The sequence below is a fragment of the Chitinilyticum aquatile DSM 21506 genome, from assembly GCF_000430805.1.
Classification (GTDB): Bacteria; Pseudomonadota; Gammaproteobacteria; order Burkholderiales; family Chitinibacteraceae; genus Chitinilyticum; species Chitinilyticum aquatile.
Genome location: NZ_AUMS01000007.1, coordinates 237,129 through 256,247, shown reverse-complemented (window position 1 = coordinate 256,247; position 19,119 = coordinate 237,129). Strand labels below are relative to the sequence as shown.

Genomic DNA, 19,119 nt, shown 5'->3' with positions numbered 1-19,119 from the left:
CGTTCTGGTTTAGTCGAGCCCGATCCAGCGCATCTTGAATTCGCGCCCCTTCATTTTGCTGCGGGACAGGCGCTTGAAGGCGGCATCGGCGACGCTGCGTTCGATGGCGACAAAGCTGTGCTGATCGAAGACGCTGATCTTGCCGACCTGGCTGCCGGTAAGGCCGCCGTCGCCGGTCAGTGCACCAAGAATGTCACCGGGGCGCAGCTTGTCTTTCTTGCCGCCGGCAATCTGCAGCGTACGCATCGGCGGTAGTAGCGGTTCGGGATTGGTGTCGGTGAGCGTGTCGCGCTCGAACCAGCGCACCGGCCCGCCCTGATATTCCTCGATGAAGCGCACCCATTTCTTTTCCTGCGGGGCGGCAATGCTGATGGCAAGCCCCTTGTCGCCGGCGCGGCCGGTGCGGCCGATGCGGTGGATGTGCACTTCGGTGTCTTTCGAAACATCGACATTGATGACGAGATCAATGCCCTGAATATCCAGCCCGCGGGCGGCGACGTCGGTGGCGACCAGTACGGTGATGCTGCGGTTGGCGAACTGCACCAGCGTTTCGTCACGATCTCGCTGTTCCAGCTCGCCGTAGAGTGCCAGCGCGGCAAAGCCGGCTTCCTGCAATTGTTCGACCAGTTCGCGGCAGTGGATTTTGGTGTTGCAGAAGGCCAGTGCGGAAGTCGGGCGATAGTGGCGCAGCAGTTCGCCGACCATCTGGTTGCGTTCTTCGTGTTCGCAGGCGTAGAAGCGCTGCTCGATACGGCTGCCGGAATGCTGGCTTTCCACTTTGACTTCCAGCGGCTCGCGCAGGAAGGGCGCGGCGATCTTGCGGATGCTGTCCGGATACGTCGCCGAGAACAGCAGCGTCTGGCGGAATTTCGGGCAGGCGCGCACGATGCGGGTGATGTCGTCGACAAAGCCCATGTCGACCATGCGGTCGGCTTCGTCGAGCACCAGTGTGCTCACGCGGGACAGGTCGAGCGTTTCGCGGAACAGGTGATCCTGAATGCGGCCCGGCGTGCCGACGACAATGTGTGCGCCGTGTTCCAGCGAGCCGATCTGCGGGCCCATCGGCGTGCCGCCGCAAAGGGTCACAATCTTCACATTGTCGATGTGGCGCGCCAGCTTGCGCAGCTCCTTGGCAACCTGATCAGCCAGCTCGCGCGTGGGGCAGAGCACCAGCGCCTGGATGCCGAAAAACCGCGGGTTGAGCTTGTGCAGGATGCCGATGCCGAACGCGGCGGTTTTCCCGCTGCCGGTTTTTGCCTGCGCAATCAGGTCACGCCCGTCGAGCGCATCGGGCAGTGCGGCGGCCTGAATCGGCGTCATTTGCTGGTAGCCAAGGCTGTCCAGGTTGTTCAGGAAGGCGGGTGCAAGGGCGAGCGAGGAAAAAGAAGCTTTGTTCACAATGACTTAAGGCGGTAATTCGGACGCGTAGTGTACCGGATGCCGGCGTTGCGGGCGAACTTGTTTTAAGCACCTGGCCTGCCGACAATCAAGATACAGGCAATAACCGGATACCCGTCATGTGGCTCACGCAGTTTGCGGATCGACCCTGGCCAATGCTGCTGGGCACCGGCTGCCTCCTCCTCTTCGTGCTGTGGTGGCGCTTGCCGGCCGAGCGGGGCCAGCTGCGCCTGACCGCGCTGCTGGCCGTCATCGGGCTGCTGGCATTCAGCCTGGGTGAAACACCGGTCGCCAGGGCCTACGGCCATGCGGGTCTGCTGGTTGCCGAAATCCTGCGCGTACTGCTGGGCATGCTTTACCTGCGTCTGTGCGGCATGCTGCTCTTTCGCGTGCTGCTGCCCTTGCTGCATTTTCGCCCCTTGCGCATTCTGGAGGACATGACGCTGATGCTGGCCTATGCCGGCTGGGGCATGCTGCGGCTGCGCGAGGGCGGGCTTGACCTCTCCCAGCTGGTGACCACCTCGGCGGTCATCACCGCCGTCATCGCCTTTTCGATGCAGGATACGCTGGGCAATATCCTGTCCGGTATCGCCCTGCAGGCGGACCAGTCGCTGCACATTGGGCAATGGGTCAAGGCCGGTGATTACAGTGGCAAGGTCGTGCAGATCGGCTGGCGCTCGACCCAGCTGGAAACCCGCAGCGGTGAAACGGTGGTGATTCCCAATGGCTGGCTGATGAAGAACACCTTTGTGGTGCTCGGGCGGCAGGTGGGCGAGCAATCCGTGTGGCGCCGCAATGTCGTTTTTGAACTCGACTGGCGGATTCCTGCTGCCCGGGTCATCGCGCTGACCGAGCAGGCTCTGGCCGATACGCAGATCGAAGGGGTCGCAACAGAACCTGCGCCTTCCACGGTGCTCATGCAATTGCAGGATGGCGTTGCCCAGTATGTGACAAGGTACTGGCTGACCCGCTTCCACGCCGATGACCTGACCGACTCGCAAGTGCGAGCACACCTGCTGGCTGCGCTCGGGCGCAACGGCATTGTGCTGGCCGCGCGCGAACATCGCACGCAGCTGGAGCGCTTGCAACGGAGCGGCATCGGCAGCGAAGAGCTGGCCAGGAGGCTGGAGGCGCTTGCCAATGTGAGCCTTTTCGACTGCCTGAGTGCCGAAGAACGCGAGCAGGTGGCGCGCGAGCTGGTTTTTGCCGCTTTTGAGGCCGGCGACGTGATTACCCGGCAGGGCGCGGTGGCGCACTGGCTCTATATCCTTACCGAAGGCCGTGCCAGTGTGTGGCTGAATTACGGCCAGGTCGATGCTGTGCAACTGGGAGTGCTGAATGCCGGCGAAATATTCGGCGAGATGGGAATGATGACCGGTGCCCCGCGCACTGCCACCGTGATTGCCGCAAGCTATGCCGAGTGCTACCGGCTGGATCACCGTGGCTTCGAGGAGATCATTGCCACCCGCCCCGAATTGGCCGAGAGCATGTCAAAAGTGCTGGCGCAACGCCAGCAAGCCAACCGGCAACGCGCCAGCCAGGACAATGGCAGCAGCAATGGCAACGGCCACCTTGAGCTGCTGGCACGGGTGCGGCACTTTTTCGGGCTTTCCTGAACAGGTGATGAGGGGTGAAAAAGGGGGAGGGGCCGCCGATTCGGCCGCGCTTACCGGGCGCCGTGCCGGCTGAACCACGCCAGCATGCGCTGCCAGCCAGCCTGTGCGGCGGCGGCATTGTAGCTGGGGCGGTAATCGGCATTGAAGCCATGCTCCGCATCCGGATAGACGACGATTTCACTCCTGCTCTGCGGCCCCAGGGCCGCGCGCATCTTTTCGACACTTTCCAGGCTGATTCCCTTGTCCCGGCCGGCATAGAGTCCGAGCACCGGAACGCTCAGGGCTGGCGCCACATCCAGCGGGTAGCTCGGCGTCAGTGCGGTCTGCTCGCCGCCCAGCCGGCCATACCAGGCCACGGCCGCCCTGATTGCGGGATTGTGTGCGGCATACAGCCAGCTGATGCGGCCACCCCAGCAGAAACCGGTGACGCCCGCGCGCGCCGTGTCGCCGCCATGTTCGCCCGCCCAGCGCAGCGCGGCATCGAGATCGGCCATGACCTGGGCATCGGAGACCTTGCTCACGATACTTCTGATCAGCTCCGGAATATCGGCAATCTGGCGCGGATCACCCTGGCGCACGAAAAGCTCCGGCGCAATGGCGAGGTAGCCGGCGTGGGCCAGCCGCCGGCACAGATCCTGGATGTGCTCGTGTACCCCGAAAATCTCCTGCACGACCAGGATGACCGGTTGGCGATCGCCGCGGCCCGGCCTGGCAAAATAGATCGGCAGCAGCGCGCCGTCGCTGGTGTCGATTTCGGTGCTGCCGGTCAGCAGCCCCGTGGCGGGGGTGGTGATTGTAGCGGCCGTGACCGGGCGGACGGCAAGGGCGAAACCGCCGGCGAGGAGGGCGGCGATAATCTGGCGGCGTTGCTGGCTGGGCATGGTACACCTGTGAAAACCGGGCTGGCTTCAGCTTAAGCGGGCATGGCTAAAATCACAAATGCTCCCATTAAAACAATGGGTATGAGCTTGTAGCCTATTAAGATAAAAGGCTCTGTACGCATACATTGCTGTGTATTGTCCGTGCGTTGCATTTCTGCCAGCAGGCTTTCTGCGTGCCATCGGACAAAAGCCCCCGCCTGCTATAGTGAAACGTCCCATCACCTTGCCGAAGGAAGTGAAATGAAGCGTGTTCTGTGTATCGCCACCCTGTTTGCCCTCAGCAATCTGGCCTTTGCCGCGCAGTCTGCCGGTGAAATGTGTGCCAGCCAGGCAGCAGAAAAGAAGCTGGCCGGTGCGGCCAAAAACAGCTTCGTGAAAAAATGCGAAAAAGATGCGGCGGCGGCCGCGACACAAAGCTGCGAAGGCGCTGCCAAGGAGAAGAAGCTGTCCGGAGCTGCCAAGAACAGCTTTGTGACCAAGTGCGTGAAGGATGGTGGCCCGGCCAAATAAGGCTGCTGTTTCATGCCCGGACACCCGCTTGCCGCCTTGCTGCTTCTGCTGCTCATCCTCTGCGGGGGAAGGGCGGAGGCGGCAACGCTGCGGGTACTGGTGTCCGACGCACTGCCGCAACCCCAGCTGATCACGGCAAATGGCGTGATTCAGGCCGGCATGGTCTGGGAAATGAGCCAGCAGATTGCTGCGCAGGGCGCTGACCGGATCGAGTATGTACTGCTGCCGCGCAAGCGGCTGGAGCTCGAACTGGAAGAGGGGCATTTTGACCTGGCCTGCATGCTCAATCCCGCCTGGTTCAAGCCGGGCCTGCATCTGCGCTGGAGCCCGCCACTGATTGCGATGCGCAATGTCCTCGTCATCGGCCCGGGGCAACCCCGGCCAGAGTATCTCAGCGAGCTGTACGGTGAAAAACTGGCTACCGTGCGCGGCTATCACTATCCGACGCTGGAACAGCTGTTTGCCAGTGGTCTGCTCCTGCGTGAAGATGCGCCCACTGAAGAAACCCTGCTGCGCAAGCTCAGCGAAGGCCGTGGTGCCTATGGCGTCATCAACCAGCTCTCGCTGAGCTGGTACAACCGCCAGCAGCCGGAAGGCAAGCGTCTGCAGGCCGGTCTGGTGCTGGCCAATGCCAGTGTTTCCTGTGTGACGCCCTCGGCAGGCCCGCGCAGTGTCGAACTGCATGCCCGCATCCTGCATCTGCTGGGCGCCGGTTTCTTCAGCGAGATGCAGCGCCGCTATCTGGCTCACTGAACTCTCCTGCCCGCGGCCTTCCCCTGTTTTCATTTCCGCTTGATCTGCTGCCGGAGCCGGCACAGGCTTAGCCCTGCTAGAATGCGCGCTCTTGCGGAGTCGCTCATGTCCTTTATCGAAATCATCGGTGTCATCGCCTCGCTCGCCGGCATTGCGCTGGCAGCGCGCGGCCATGTGCTGACCTGGCCGCTGCAGCTGCTGGCCTCGCTGCTGTATGTGGAGCTGTTTTTTGCCAGCCAGCTGTATGGTGAAGCCACGCTGCAGGGCGTCTACGCCGTGCTGGCCGTGTATGGCTGGTGGCACTGGTGGCGCGGCACCGCCGCGCATGTGCCGCTGCCGGTGTCGCGCATGGGGCGGCGCGAAATCTGGCTGCTCAATGCACTGGCGCTGATTGCCACCACCCTGATTGCACAGCTGCAGATCCGGTTTCTGCCGACCGACGTGCCCGTGCTGGATTCGGCGATTTTCTGCTTCGGCCTGCTGGCGCAATGGCTGCAGGCGCAGAAACGGCTGGAAAACTGGGCGTACTGGATCGTGCTGGACCTGCTGGCTGCAGGCGTTTACGTGCACAAGGCGCTGTATTTGACCAGCGCGCTGTATGTGCTGCTGGCGGTGCTCGCTGCCTGGGGCTGGCGCAGCTGGCTGCGCGGACAGCGCGCCGCATGAGCCGCCGCATCGCGCTCGTCGGCCCGGAGTCCAGTGGCAAGACCACGCTGGCCAGGCAGCTGGCCCGCGAATTGCAGGCGCCCTGGGTGCCCGAATTTGCCCGCCCCTGGTTTGCCGCCAGCGCGGCGACGGATTACACGCCGGACGATGTGGTGGCAATTGCGCGCGGTCAGCTGGCGCTGGAAGACGAACTGGCTGCCGGGGCTGACTGGCTGGTGTGTGACACGACTGCACTCGTCTGCATCATCTGGGCCGAGGTGCGTTTCGGCTGCTGCCCTGACGCGCTGCGGGCACTGTGGCAGCCGCAGCAGTACGCGCATCACCTGCTGCTGCTGCCCGATCTGCCCTGGCAACCCGATCCCCTGCGCGAAAATCCGCTTGACCGCGATGCCTTGCTGCTGCGCTACCGGGCCGCGCTCGATGCGGCCGGTGTGGCCTATACGCCGGTCAGCGGGCTGGGTGAAGCACGGCTGGCCGCCGCACTGGCTGGCCTGCAACCGTAATCCCGGCCTGATTGATGGGTATGTGCATGTGGCCATTTTAAATAAATGGCTACAGGCGTATACCTATTACTGTATTTGCTGGAGGCCGGTCGTCAGTATCCTTACCACTGCGGCCATGGCGGGGCGCCGCGCCGGCGTGGTTGAGCTGCAGTCCTGCTGCAGCTGTGCCAGCATTCCGGCCAGCACGGGAAGCTCCGGCAGGGTAGCGCAGCGCTCGCACAGCTCGCCCAGCAGCAAGCCGAATGCCCTGACATCCAGCGCCTGCAGACGCTGCTGTTGCGCGGGGTCGCCGGGCAGCAGCGTTGCCGCGCCAAAGTCGCCCAGCAGGGCGTGGCCGCGGTCATCGAGCAGGATGTTGTGGGCATAGAGATCGCCGTGCAGCAATCCGTTGGCGTGAATTTGCGCCAGTGCCGCCGCAATGCCGTGCGCGATGGCCAGCAGCACGGCAGGCGAAAAGGCGACCGTTTCATCGTACTCATCGCGCGTGCACGATTCGAGGCTGGGTGGCGCGGCCAGCATCCGGTAGTGCGGGGCGATTCGCTCCAGCAGCAGCGCCGGCGTGCTGGCGAGCCCGCTACCCAGTCGAGCATGCACGCCGATCAGATTGGGGTGCCGCCCGGCTGCCCAGTTGGCCAGCAGCTCGCAATGCGGCAGGCCATCACTGGTCACACCAGAGTGGAACTGCTTGATCGCCACCGCCTGACTGACGCCGTCGCGCAGCCACAGGCCGGCGCGGATCAGCCCGGATGCACCACGGCCCAGCACGTCGCCTGCAGTGACCTCGGCAGGATTGACCGTGGCCGCGTGGCTCAGCGCCTCGGCGCGGGCTTCGGCGTCTGCGGTGAGCGGATTGCCGGCAAACGCCAGCCAGGCGAGTTCCGGCATGGCGGCGAGCCAGTCCGGCAGTGTGGAAAACTGATTGGCGGCGATGCGCAACAGTGCGAGCTTGCGGCAATGTTGCAATGCGCCGGGTAGCGATTCAAGCCGGTTGCCAGCCAGCAGCAGTTTTGCCAGGCGCGGGCAGTCGCCGATCGTTTCCGGCAGTGCCGTGATGGCATTGTCGGTCAGCGTGAGCCAGCGCAGCCGTGGCGGCAGGGCATCGTCGGGGATGTGGCTGATCGCGTTCGCTTTGAAGCCGATCATCTCCAGCTGCGGGCAGCGGCCGAGCACGGCTGGCAGGGTGGTGAAGCGGTTGTCGGAGCAGAAAATCACCTTCAGGCGCGTAAGCCTTGGCAGCTCGTCCGGCAGCGAGTCGAGCCGGTTGCCGGAGAGGTTCAGCACCTCCAGCGAATCAGCCAGCGTAAAAATCTCGGCGGGAAACTCGGCCAGATCGGCGGCCAGATCCAGCCGGGTGATGCCGCGCAGGGCGCCGCGTTGCAATTGCTCGAGCGTGTGCATGCTTGTCCGATTTGCCAGAAAAAACCCGGCATGCCTGAAGCACTGCCGGGTTTGTGGGTATATGGCTACAGCCATTTATCTGTAATGGCTGTGTTGATATACCCTGTTTACAAGGTGACTGCGTGCTCGCGAGTGGAATGGAATTGCAGCTTGGGCCAGCGCTCCTGCGTCAGCTCCAGATTCACGCGGCTGGTTGCCAGATAGGCGAGGCTGTCGGCGGCATCGCGCGCGAGGTTGTTGACGAGATTCTTCTCGAAATCGGCCAGCATGCGCGAGTCTTCGCAAGAAACCCAGCGTGCGGTATAGATCGTCGTCGATTCGAAGATCGCTTCCACGCCATACTCGTTCAAGAGGCGCGAGGCGACCACTTCGAACTGCAGCACGCCGACGGCGCCCAGAATCAGATCGCCACCGTTGAGCGGCTTGAAGACCTGTACCGCGCCTTCTTCGCCGAGCTGCTGCAGGCCCTTCTGCAGCTGTTTCAGTTTCAGCGGGTTCTTGATGCGCACGACGCGGAACAGTTCGGGCGCGAAGTAGGGGATGCCGGTGAACGACAGGACTTCGCCCTCGGAGAACGAATCACCGATCTGGATGTTGCCGTGATTGGGCAGGCCGATGATGTCGCCGGCAAAGGCTTCGTCAACCTGTTCGCGGCCCTGCGCCATGAACGTAACGACGGAGTTCGCGGCGATGTCGCGCCCCAGGCGCAGATGCTTGAATTTCATGCCGCGCTCGAACTTGCCCGAGCAGATGCGCAAAAACGCAATGCGGTCGCGGTGCTTCGGGTCCATGTTCGCCTGGATCTTGAACACGAAGGCCGAGAATTTTTCTTCCGTCGGGTCAACCGAGCGCACGGTTGCGTCGCGCTTGCCCGGCGGCGGCGCCCAGTCGACCAGCGCATTCAGAATCTCGCGCACGCCGAAGTTGTTGATCGCGGAGCCGAAGAAGACAGGAGTGAGCGTGCCATCCAGAAATTCTTCCAGCACGAAGGGGTGCGAGGCACCACGCACCAGTTCCAGCTCCATGCGCGTGTTGCCGATTTCCAGCGGAAACAGTTCGTCCAGACGCGGATTGTCGAGGCCCTTGATGATTTCCACTTCATCCAGCGGCCCCTGGCCCGGCGTGAAGATGATCACCTCGTCGCGCAGGATGTGATACACGCCGCGGAAGGTCTTGCCCATGCCCACCGGCCAGGTGACCGGCGCGCAGCGGATTTGCAGCACGTTCTCGACTTCGTCGAGCAGCTCGAGCGAATCGCGTACTTCCCGGTCGTACTTGTTCATGAAGGTGACGATGGGCGTATTGCGCAGGCGGCAGACATTGAGCAGCTTGATCGTTTGAGCTTCCACGCCCTTGGCCGCGTCGATCACCATCAGCGCCGAGTCGACGGCGGTGAGTACGCGGTAGGTATCTTCCGAAAAATCCTGGTGGCCCGGGGTGTCGAGCAGGTTGATCGAATGGTCGCGATAGTCGAACTGCATGACTGAGGAGGCCACCGAAATGCCGCGCTGCTTTTCGATTTCCATCCAGTCGGAGGTGGCGAACTTGCCGCCTTTCTTGCCCTTGACGGTACCGGCGGACTGAATCGTGCCCGAGAAATACAGCAGTTTTTCGGTCAGCGTCGTCTTACCCGCGTCCGGGTGGGAAATGATGGCAAAGGTGCGGCGGGAAGCCACTTCGCGGGCGATGTCGGTCATGGGCTCAGGGGTGTCGGTGTCATGCGCGGCGGGCGCTAAACCGCCCCCGGTGATGTCGGGGCGGTGCTGAAAAAACGCGCAATTGTACGCGAAATGGCGCTGGCGGCCAAACGCCACGCTGAGCGCCTGGCCGGGCTAGAACGTCGGTGGGGGAGGCACGGCATCCCTGGGCAGCAGGATGCTGAATACCGCGCCGCCAAGGGGGTGGTTGCTGGCGGTGATGACGCCGCCGTGGTCTTCCATGATCTGCTTGCTGATGGCAAGCCCCAGGCCGGTGCCGCCATCGACGCGGATCTTGCTGCTCTGGATGAACTTGTCGAAGATCGTTTCCAGCTCGTCGGGCGGAATACCGGGGCCGTGATCGCGCACCAGAATGCCGACGGCTTCCTGCCCGGAAGGCAGCCGCAATTCACCCTGGATGCTGATTTCGATGGCGTGCTCGGCCGGGCTGAACTTGATGGCGTTTGACAGGATGTTGACGAGCACCTGCGTGATGCGGGCGCGGTCGAAGTATGCGGCGACATTGTGTCCGCCATTCTGGCTGATGGTGACATGCAGATGGCGGGCACTCAGCAGGCTGCCCAGCTCGTTGCTGGCGCTGTGAACGATATCCAGCAGCGGGCAGAATTCCTTGTCGTACTGCATCTTGTTGGCTTCAAGGCGCGACATGTCGAGCAGATCGTTCAGCAGTACCAGCAGGCGCTTGCCGGAGGCGTGGATGCGGTCGAAGTAGCGTACCAGATTGGCGCTGGGCGTCTTGTCGACCTTGGCCATGCCGATTTCGGAGAAGGACAGGATCGCGTGCATGGGGGTGCGCAGTTCGTGCGACATATTGGCCAGGAAGGTTGTTTTCGCCTGGTTGGCGCTCTCAGCGGCTTCCTTGGCATCGACCAGGCGGCGCTCGATTTCCTTGAGCTGGCTGATGTTGGTGAAGAAGGCAAACACGTGTTCCAGTACGCCGTCATCACTATGAACGCCGCCACTGTTGACCAGAAACGGGCGGGTTTCGCCATCGCGGGTCGGCAGCGACACTTCCTGCACGTGGTTGAAGCCCGGGTGTTGCTGGAGCTCCTTCGGGAAAACCTGGCGGAAGCATTCTTCGCCCCACAGGAAGGCCGGATCACGATCTAGGAGTTCTTCGCGGCTGAAGCCCAGCATCAGACAGATTGCCGGGTTGATTTCGACGATGCGCTGGCGGTCGTTCAGCAGCAGGAAACCGTCCGCACTCTGGTCGATGACTGTACGCTTGAGGCGCTCGGACTGCTTGAGAGCATGTGCGGCGATGCGCTGCGACGTGATGTCCTCGATGACGGCGATTTCACCCTTGCTGGAATCGCCTGGCACCAGGGCCTTGATGTTGACCATGGCCCAGAACGGCGAATGATCGTGCCGGTAGAGCTCGATCTCGTCGCGATACGCGCCGCCACCCTGCAGTTTCTGGCTGATCTGCGCGCGTTTTTCGGTGTAATGGCTGGCCGATGCGAAGATGGTGTGGGTCGGCCGGCCGATGATGTCGCTCGCCGGAAAGCCCAGCAGAATTTCAAAGGCCGGATTGACCAGGCGGATCTTGCCCTGCACCGCAAGCATGATGGCCAGCGGGCTGGCGTCGAGCACGGTGCTGACTTCGGCGGTGCGCTCCAGTACGAGTTCCTGCAGCTGGTCGCGATGGCGGCGCAGTTCGTTCTGCGTCTGGATGCGCTGCGTGATGTCCCGGGCGGTGACGCACAGATAGCGCGAGGACTGGTATTCGATCAGTGCCAGCGTGATTTCCACCGGCAGCAGGTGATTGCCCGCAATGCGCAGCTGGGTTTCCAGTGTCAGGTGCTGCCTGTCCTGGAGTTCGCCCCAGAGGCTTTGCCATTTTTCCGGGGTGATGCGCGGCAGAAAATCGGTAAAGCGCAGGTGATGCCATTCATCCTGTTCCAGGCCGGCCAGCTTGATCAGGTTCTGGTTGGCGTAGCTCAGGTAGCCTTCGCTATCGCACCAGAGGATGGGGTCGGGACCGTTGTCCACGGTGAACTGGGTCAGGTAAAGACGCGATTCGACCTTTTCGGCGTGGCGGATCTGGCGGAACAGCAGGTAGAGCAGGCCGGTAATCACCAGCATCAGTGCAATGGTGGCAAGAATGCGGATCAGGCTGTCCTGATAATACTTGGCAAGCAGCACTTCCTTGCTGCTGCTGACCATGACGATGAGCGGGTGAACACCGTCATGTACATGAAATGAGACCAGCTCCACTTCACCCGTCTGCGGGTTCGTCCAGGTCAGGCTGGTGCTGCTGCCCTTTTCCTTGATGCTCTTGAACAGCTCGGGCGAGATGCTGCGCTGGTTTTTGCCCAGTTCCTTGTCGTTGAAGGGGTAGTTGAACAGGATGGTGCCGTCACTGAGCATCAGCTTGACCTGCTGCGCACGGCCCAGTTTGAGTGACTGGTAGAAATTCTGGAAATACGCGGGATCGACGGCGGCCAGCAGTACGCCGCCAAAACGTCCATCATTCATGCCAACGCGCTGGGTGACCGGAATCAGCCACTTTCCGTCGGTGCGAGACAGGATCGGAGCGCTGATGATGCTGCGCAGATTGGTATTGCTGGCGTGGTATTTGAAATAGGAGCGATCAGAGAGATCGATTTTGCGCGTCGGGTATTCAAGGCCGTGGCTGTGGATACGGCCATCGGTGGCGATGGTGATGATGCCGCGGATCTGCGGCGTATACACTTTCTTGCTGGTCAGCATCCGGTGCGAGGCCAGTTCGTCGGTATCGTCGACACCGCCCTGGCGCACCAGGTCTTCGCCGACATTTTGCAGCGCCTGTTCGACAGAAATGAAGCTGCGGGCCGCGTGTTCGTCGAGCGAGCGGGCGAGGGCGGTATTCTGCCGTTCGGCCTCGTGGATGGCGTAGCGGTATTCGCGGCTTGATACCCATACCGCAGACAGGATGACCACCGTGCTCAGCAGGAAAAAAACCAGCAGCAGGCCGATACGCAGGCGAGCGAGCGAGTTTATTCCTGTCGGGACGGTGTTCAGGCCGCTAGGCCGCAGCGATTTCATGTAGCGGAGTTGAGCTGCTTGGCTTCCAGTGTTTCCCAGCGCTCAAGCTTTTCCAGAAGTTCAAGGTCGATGGCCTCGATTCTAGCCTGCATTTCACGCGCTTTCAGCGGTGCACTGCGATAGAGCTCCGGATCAAGCAGCGACTGTTGCAATTCAGCCTGTTCAGCCTCCAGCCCGGCAATCTCGTCGGGCAGGCGTTCCAGCTCGCGCGTTTCGTTGAAACTGAGCTTCACATTGCTGCGCTTGCGTTCCTGCACCGGCTTGGCGGCTGCCGTGTCTGCCTTGCCGGCGCTGGCAGATTCTCCGCGTGCGGCCAGCATGCGCTCGCGAGCGACGAGCCAGTCGGCGTAGCCGCCGGCATTTTCGAACAGCTTGCCATCGCCTTCAAAGGCGATGATCTGGGTCACGACGTTATCGAGGAATTCGCGGTCGTGGCTGACCAGGAATACGGTGCCGGGGTAATCGGCCAGCAGTCCTTCCAGCAATTCCAGTGTGTCGATGTCCAGATCGTTGGTCGGCTCGTCGAGCACCAGGATGTTGGCAGGCTTGGTGAAGAGCTTTGCCAGCAGCAGGCGGTTGCGCTCGCCACCCGACAGCGCCTTGACCGGGCTGCGCGCGCGCTCCGCCGGGAAGAGGAACTCTTCCAGATAGCCCATCACGTGCTTCTTCTGACCGCCGATCTCGACATAATCCTTGCCGTCGCCGATGACGTCGACGAGAGCGGCTTCCTCGTCGAGTTGTTCGCGGAACTGGTCGAAGTAGGCAACCAGCTGGTTGGTGCCGCGCTTGATGACACCGGAGTCGGCTTCCTGCTCGCCGAGGATCATTTTCAGCAATGTCGTTTTGCCCGCGCCATTGGGGCCGACGAGGCCAATGCGGTCACCGCGCAGCAGCCGCGTGGTGAAATCCCGGATCAGTGTACGGCCGCCAAAACCCTTGCTGACGTGTTCGAGTTCGGCAATCAGCTTGCCCGAGCGTTCGCCGGCATCGAGCTGGAATGACACATTGCCGACGCGCTCGCGGCGGGCACTGCGGTCGCGACGCAGCTGCTCGAGCCGGCGGACGCGGCCTTCGTTGCGCGTGCGGCGTGCTTCGATACCCTTGCGAATCCAGACTTCTTCCTGTGCCAGTACCTTGTCGAACTTGCGGTTGACTGTTTCTTCCTGTGCGAGCAGATCGGCCTTGCGCTCCTGGTAGGTGGAGAAATTGCCGGGGAAGCTCAGCAGCCGGCCACGGTCGAGCTCGATGATGCGGTTGGCCACATTGTCGAGGAAGCGGCGGTCGTGCGTGATGAAGAGCACGCTGCCGGCAAAATTGTTCAGCAGGCCTTCCAGCCATTCGATGGCCGAGACGTCGAGGTGGTTGGTCGGCTCGTCCAGCAGCAGCAGCTGCGGTTCCTGCACCAGCGCGCGCGCCAGTGCGACACGTTTTTTCCAGCCGCCGGAAAGAGTACCGATCAGGGTATCGGCTGGAAGCCCAAGCTGGCTGAGGGTTGCAGAGATAAGGGAGTCGATGCGCCAGCCATCGCGGGCTTCGAGTTCGTGCTGCAGCTCGGTGAGGCGTGCGAGCGCCGCATCGCTGCCATCAAGGTGTGCCGCGGCGTGGTGGTAATCGACCAGCACCTGGCGCAGGCCGCCAAGGCCGTCAGCGACGGCTTCGAAAACCGTATCCTGCGAATTGAACTGCGGTTCCTGCGGCACGAAAGCCACGCGCACATCATCCAGGACGCGGATTTCGCCGTCATCGAGCTTCTGCAAGCCGGCCACCGCTTTCAGGAGCGATGACTTGCCGGCGCCATTGCGCCCGATCAGCCCGACGCGCTCGCCCGGTTCGACAACAAAGCTGGCATCGTCCAGCAGGGCCCAGTGGCCGAAAGCGAGGTGGGCATGTTCAACGAGCAGGAGTGGCATGGGAGGTGTCGGCAGGCAAAACCGGCATTATAACCGTGGCGTACGCCACACAGGCGTGAACTTGCACTTGGGGCGGGGCGGGCCAGACCGTAGAATCGCGGCATGAAAAAAATGCTGATGCGATTTTTTGCCTGCGCTAGCCTGCTGTTTTTCTTCGGAATTCCGGCACGGGCTGCGCAGGTTGCCACGGCCAGTGCACCTCATCCGGTGATGACGGTTGCTGGAGAACACGTGCCGGCGTTCGATCCGGACAACCCGCCTGATCGCCTGCGCGTGCTGGTGGCGCTTGGCCCCAGTACGTATTTCCTGAAGGACGGTGCCCCGCACGGCATCGAGCTGGCCATGCTCAGCGCCTACGAACGCTTCCTCAATACCGGACGCAAGAAAGGCCAGCCGCTGATTCGCCTGCAGTACATACCGGTCGATGCCAGCGAGCTGCTGCCAGCCCTGATGGCCGGGCGCGGCGAGCTGGCTGCGGGCCTGCTGCCGGTCAGCAGTGGCATGACGTCCCTGGTGCAGTATTCGATGCCCTACCGGTATGACCGCTATTGCGTAGTCGGGCCGCGCAGCGTCTCGGCCGCGACGTTTGCCGAGCTGGGCGAGCGCAGGATCAGCGTGCCGTCTGCCAGCTATCAGCAGCGCTGGCTGAATGAACAGGGGCAGATCCGCGAAGCAGAAGGCCAGCCGCCGCTGCAGATTGAAGCGCTGCCCGCCGGTGCCGCCATCGAGCCGCTGCTGGTCGGCATGGGGCAGGAGGAGGCGCCGCTGACGGTGGCCCTGCAGACGCAGCTCGAGCTCTGGTCGAAGGCGGCGCCGGCTGCAAAAAGCCTGTTCTGCGGCGAGGCCAATGTCGCGCTGGGCTGGGCAATGGCAAAAGACAATTCCGGGCTGAAAGAGTCCGTCAACCGCTTCCTTGCCGCGCAAGGCACCGGGCTGCTGGCACGCGCCATTACCCAGACCCGCGTTTACCTCAAGCCGGACGGTCGGGCGCGTACCGCGACCGAGCTGACCAGCAGCGACAAGCTTGGCCTCTTTGCGCCGGCTTTCCAGCTGGTGGCGGAAGCGACCAATATGGACTGGTTGTTGCTGGCTGCGATTGCGCAGAAGGAAAGCAAGTTCACGCCCTATATCCGCACCAATGGCGGCCCGACCGGTCTGATGCAGGTAAACCCGGCGACTGCGCGGGCGATGGGCATCAAGGATCCGCACGATAATGAGCAGAACATCATGGCGGCCGGGCGCTATCTCGCTTACCTGCGCAAGCAGTTGCGCTCGCAGGGCGTCTCTGAAGCAGATTCGCTCTATTTCATGATTGGTGCCTATAACGCCGGCGAAGGGCGCATGCAGCAATTGCGCCGCCAGGCCGCCGCCCAAGGACTGGACCCGAACCGCTGGGTGGGGCACGTCGAGAAGGTGGCACAGAATTCGGTGGGCGGGCGCATGGTCGACTATGTGGCCAGCGTCAACCGCATCTATCTGGCGTACAAGGCGGCGGAAGCGAGCAAGGCTCGTCGCGGGGCATCGGCTGCCAGTGCGGCATCCGCGGAGAAATAGACTGAGTATATCGCTGCACCCCTTTAAGAATAAGGGCTTCAGATCGATACGCTATTACGTATTCCGTTGTTATGTGCCCGGATTGCCGTGGTAGCACCAGTGCCAGGGCTCGTAGAGGAAGCCCCAGCGGTTGCCTTCGGGAAAGGACAAGACAAAGCCGAATTCCGCGCCGCGCCGCATCAGCCAGTGAAACGCGGGCGTCTCGGCAAAAGCCGTTTCCAGAACATCGGCTTCCCCGCTAGCCAGGTCAATCGCGCAGCCGGTATGGTGCTCGCTGCAGCCTGGCAGCGCCGAAACGGCAAGGATGTCGTCAAGCGCCAGACCGCTGGCGAGCTTGCGTTGCAGAAGACTGGTCTGGTAGCGGTAGCTGCGGAAGGCTGAAATCAGCTCCAGCAGGATGCCGTCGCGTTCTGCCGCAGCCTGCATGGCCAGCCAGGCCGCCGCCGCGTCGGGGCGCAGCAGTGGTATGCGGCCGTAACGGTCGGGCGGGAGTTCACAGAGTTTGCCTGCTTCGCGGAACACCGGCCAGCCGCGCTGTGCCGGCAGTCGCGGGTCCAGCCCCAGCAGGTGATAGCAGTGCAGCAGTTCGGGCTTCATTGCGGACTCATTGTGGCTGCAGTGCCTGCAGCAGCTCGGTTTCCAGCTGCTGGGTCGCGCGTTCATCACTCAGAATGCGGCCGGAAATCAGGAAGTTGTCCTCGGCACGTTCACCCAGCGTCATGATCTTGGCGCTCTGGATGTCGATGCGGTTGGCCGCAAGAATGCGCGTGATCGTCGACAGCAGGCCGGGGCGATCACCGGCGGTGATCGCCAGAACATGATACTTGCCGCGCTCGTCCGGCCGGATCAGCACGTGCGGCTGCACCGGGAAATGCTTCTGCTGGCGTGAAATGCGCGCCTTTTGTGGAGGCGGCAACGGTGGCGCCTTGGCGATGCTGTCAGTCAGCTCGAACTCGATGTAGTTGATCAGGTCGCGGTAGTTCGTGTTGCGGCTGTCGGCAATGAACACGTAAAAACTGTCGAGCGCGTGGCCGTTGCGCGTGGTATGGATGTGCGCATCGAAAATGCTGTAGCCCGCGCGCTCGAAGAAGCTGCAGATACGGGCGAACAGGTCGGGCTGGTCGGGCGTATAGACCAGCACCTGCAGTCCTTCGCCCGATTCGGACAGGCGCGCACGCACGATGGGTTCGGGTGCGTTGATGCGGCTGAACAGCAGGCGCGTATGCCAGGCAATTTCGCGTGCTTCGTGGCGCAGGAAATAGACGGTATCGAGCTCGCGCCAGAAGGCTTCGTGCGCGTCGCTGCGCAGGCCGTAGAGCTGCAGCAGGCGCAAGGCCTCCTGCTGGCGCTCTTCCACCCACGAGTGCGCGGTGATGTTCTGGCTGGTCAGCCGTTTCTGCGTGGCCTTGAACAGGTCTTCCAGCAGCTTGGCTTTCCAGGCGTTCCAGACTTTCGGGCTGGTGCCGCGGATGTCGGCCACGGTGAGCAGGTAAAGCGCGTTCAGGTGGCGCTGATCGCCGACGAGCTCGGCAAACTGCTGGACGGTTTCCGGGTCGTACACGTCCTGTTTCTGCGCTACCGACGACATGGTCAGGTGATGCTCGACCAGCCAGACGATCAGGTCGCGGTCTTCCTCGCGCAGCGGCTGCGCGTCGACCCAGCGCCGGGCAATGTCGCGGCCCAGCTGCGAGTGGTCGCCGCCGCGACCTTTTCCGATGTCGTGAAACAGTGCCGACAGATACAGCACTTCGGGGTGTTCGCATTCCTCGATGAGCCGCGAGCACAGCGGGTATTCGTGCGTGAACGCCGGTACGGCAAAGCGGCGCAGGTTGCGCAGCACCATCAGCGTGTGCTCGTCGACGGTGTACACATGGAACAGGTCATGCTGCATCCGCCCGACGATATGGCCGAATTCGGGGATGTAGCGGCCGAGCACGCCGTACTGGTTCATGCGCCGCAGTACGCGGGTCAGCCCGCGGGGCTCACGGAAAATGTCGATGAAGAGCTGTTTGTTGGCCGGGTCAGTACGGAAGGCGTCGTTGATCGACAGGCGGGCATGCCAGAGCGCGCGCAGCGTTTCCGGTGCAATGTCGGCGACATCGCGTTCGCGCTCATACAGCAGAAACAGTTCGAGAATGGCCGATGGCGTTTCTCGGAATACATCGGCGTGGCTGATTTCCAGCGTGTTGCCGCGCAGCCGGAAGCGTTCGTTGATCGGTACTGGTGCCTGCCCGATCTGGCTGAAGATGCGGGCTCGCAGTGCGTGCAGCAAGAGTGGCGTGAGCTGGCTGACGACCCGGGCTGCGAGGTAGTAATCGGCCATCAGGGCTTCGCTGGCTCGCAGAGTGATCTTGCCGTGCGTGACGGTATCGGCAAAGCCGAACTGGCTGGCCAGCTGATGCTGATAGTCAAACAGGATGCGGTCTTCGCGGCGCCGCGCCAGCCAGTGCAGCGCGATGCGGTAGCTGCGCAGAACCTGCTCGGCACGGGCGAGTTTCTGGTGTTCTTCCGGCGTCAGCAGGCCGAGCCTGGCCAGGGCATGCCAGTCGCGCCCGAGCCGCAGTGCCGCGGCAATCCAGCCGACCAGGTGCAGGTCCCGCAGGCCGCCGGGCGCTTCCTTGATGTTCGGTTCCAGTTTGTAGGTGGCATTCTGGAATTTGCCGTAGCGCGCCTGCTGCTCCAGCAGTTTGGCATCCAGAAATTCCTTGGGGTCGATGTGCCGGTATACCGTTTCCTGGAAGGCTGCAAAGCGCGTGGCATCGCCGCAGAGCAGACGAGCTTCCAGCAGCGCGGTCTGCACCGTGATGTCCTTTTCGCTCTCGGACAGGCAATCGGCAATCGTGCGCACCGAATGGCCGATTTCAAGGCCGGTATCCCAGAGCTCGCCGACCAGGATTTCCAGTTTTTCCAGCAGTGCCGGATCGGTTTGCTCGGGCAGCAGGATGAGCAGGTCGATGTCGGAATGGGGAAACAGTTCGCTGCGCCCGTAGCCGCCGACGGCGACCAGCAGCAGTTCGTCCGGGAAGGGATAGCGGCCCCAGAGTTCCTGCAGTATGCGGTCGGTGAGTGCGGTGAGTTCGCGCAGATGCAGCGCCGCATCCTCTGCATGCGAAAAGCGGCCGCGCAAGGCCGCCTTGCTCTGGGTGTAGTCGTCGCGCAGTGCGGATACGGAGCGTGTTTCCATA

General features: G+C 62.6%; 14 protein-coding genes. 6 read left to right on the top strand and 8 right to left on the bottom strand.

All coding sequences use genetic code 11. From position 1 onward, the window contains the following. Positions 1–9: 9 nt before the first annotated feature. Positions 10–1,398 (bottom strand): ATP-dependent RNA helicase DbpA, encoded by a 1,389-nt coding sequence (gene dbpA / locus H559_RS0106435; RefSeq protein WP_028452025.1) that lies wholly within the window; start codon positions 1,396–1,398, stop codon positions 10–12. 119 nt (positions 1,399–1,517) lie between these two features. Between dbpA and H559_RS0106430 the strand changes: the two genes are divergently transcribed. Beyond that, positions 1,518–3,014, top strand: coding sequence for a mechanosensitive ion channel family protein (locus tag H559_RS0106430; RefSeq protein WP_034639988.1), 1,497 nt, complete (start codon positions 1,518–1,520; stop codon positions 3,012–3,014). A gap of 50 nt (positions 3,015–3,064) precedes the next feature. Here H559_RS0106430 and H559_RS0106425 read toward each other — a convergent pair whose 3' ends face one another. Then, complete coding sequence (locus H559_RS0106425; RefSeq protein WP_028452023.1) at positions 3,065–3,895, bottom strand: dienelactone hydrolase family protein; 831 nt, start codon at positions 3,893–3,895, stop codon at positions 3,065–3,067. A gap of 240 nt (positions 3,896–4,135) precedes the next feature. On the opposite strand from H559_RS0106425, the gene H559_RS0106420 reads away from it, so the two are divergent. The 4 genes from H559_RS0106420 (at position 4,136) to H559_RS0106405 (ending at position 6,327) form a co-directional block, all read left to right on the top strand. Beyond that, positions 4,136–4,405 (top strand): hypothetical protein, encoded by a 270-nt coding sequence (locus tag H559_RS0106420; protein ID WP_028452022.1) that lies wholly within the window; start codon positions 4,136–4,138, stop codon positions 4,403–4,405. Positions 4,406–4,417: 12 nt separating this feature from the next. After that, positions 4,418–5,158, top strand: coding sequence for a substrate-binding periplasmic protein (locus tag H559_RS0106415; protein WP_028452021.1), 741 nt, complete (start codon positions 4,418–4,420; stop codon positions 5,156–5,158). Positions 5,159–5,263: 105 nt separating this feature from the next. Continuing rightward, positions 5,264–5,824: a nicotinamide riboside transporter PnuC gene (gene pnuC, locus H559_RS0106410; RefSeq protein ID WP_028452020.1), complete on the top strand. Its 561-nt coding sequence runs from the start codon at positions 5,264–5,266 to the stop codon at positions 5,822–5,824. Continuing rightward, positions 5,821–6,327: an AAA family ATPase gene (locus tag H559_RS0106405; protein ID WP_028452019.1), complete on the top strand. Its 507-nt coding sequence runs from the start codon at positions 5,821–5,823 to the stop codon at positions 6,325–6,327. The genes pnuC and H559_RS0106405 overlap by 4 nt, the downstream gene beginning before the upstream one ends. 66 nt (positions 6,328–6,393) lie before the next feature. Here the strand turns inward: H559_RS0106405 and H559_RS0106400 are convergent, their stop codons facing one another. From H559_RS0106400 to H559_RS0106375, 4 genes are all read right to left on the bottom strand, one after another. Continuing rightward, entirely contained in the window at positions 6,394–7,725 is a 1,332-nt protein-coding gene (locus tag H559_RS0106400) for a leucine-rich repeat-containing protein kinase family protein (protein WP_028452018.1), read from the bottom strand. Positions 7,726–7,832: 107 nt separating this feature from the next. Then, positions 7,833–9,422: a peptide chain release factor 3 gene (locus H559_RS0106395; RefSeq protein ID WP_028452017.1), complete on the bottom strand. Its 1,590-nt coding sequence runs from the start codon at positions 9,420–9,422 to the stop codon at positions 7,833–7,835. Positions 9,423–9,557: 135 nt separating this feature from the next. Next, positions 9,558–12,470 (bottom strand): PAS domain S-box protein, encoded by a 2,913-nt coding sequence (locus H559_RS21530; protein WP_051278995.1) that lies wholly within the window; start codon positions 12,468–12,470, stop codon positions 9,558–9,560. Beyond that, complete coding sequence (locus tag H559_RS0106375) at positions 12,467–14,380, bottom strand: ATP-binding cassette domain-containing protein (RefSeq protein ID WP_028452015.1); 1,914 nt, start codon at positions 14,378–14,380, stop codon at positions 12,467–12,469. Before H559_RS0106375 ends, H559_RS21530 begins: the two co-directional genes overlap by 4 nt. Positions 14,381–14,491: 111 nt before the next feature. Between H559_RS0106375 and H559_RS0106370 the strand changes: the two genes are divergently transcribed. Continuing rightward, complete coding sequence (locus H559_RS0106370) at positions 14,492–15,934, top strand: MltF family protein (protein WP_028452014.1); 1,443 nt, start codon at positions 14,492–14,494, stop codon at positions 15,932–15,934. Positions 15,935–16,003: 69 nt separating this feature from the next. Here H559_RS0106370 and H559_RS0106365 read toward each other — a convergent pair whose 3' ends face one another. Both H559_RS0106365 and H559_RS0106360 read right to left on the bottom strand, forming a co-directional pair. Next, positions 16,004–16,531, bottom strand: coding sequence for a M15 family metallopeptidase (locus H559_RS0106365; RefSeq protein ID WP_081412905.1), 528 nt, complete (start codon positions 16,529–16,531; stop codon positions 16,004–16,006). Positions 16,532–16,538: 7 nt separating this feature from the next. Then, positions 16,539–19,118, bottom strand: coding sequence for a [protein-PII] uridylyltransferase (locus tag H559_RS0106360; RefSeq protein ID WP_028452012.1), 2,580 nt, complete (start codon positions 19,116–19,118; stop codon positions 16,539–16,541). Between the last annotated feature and the right edge of the window lies 1 nt (position 19,119).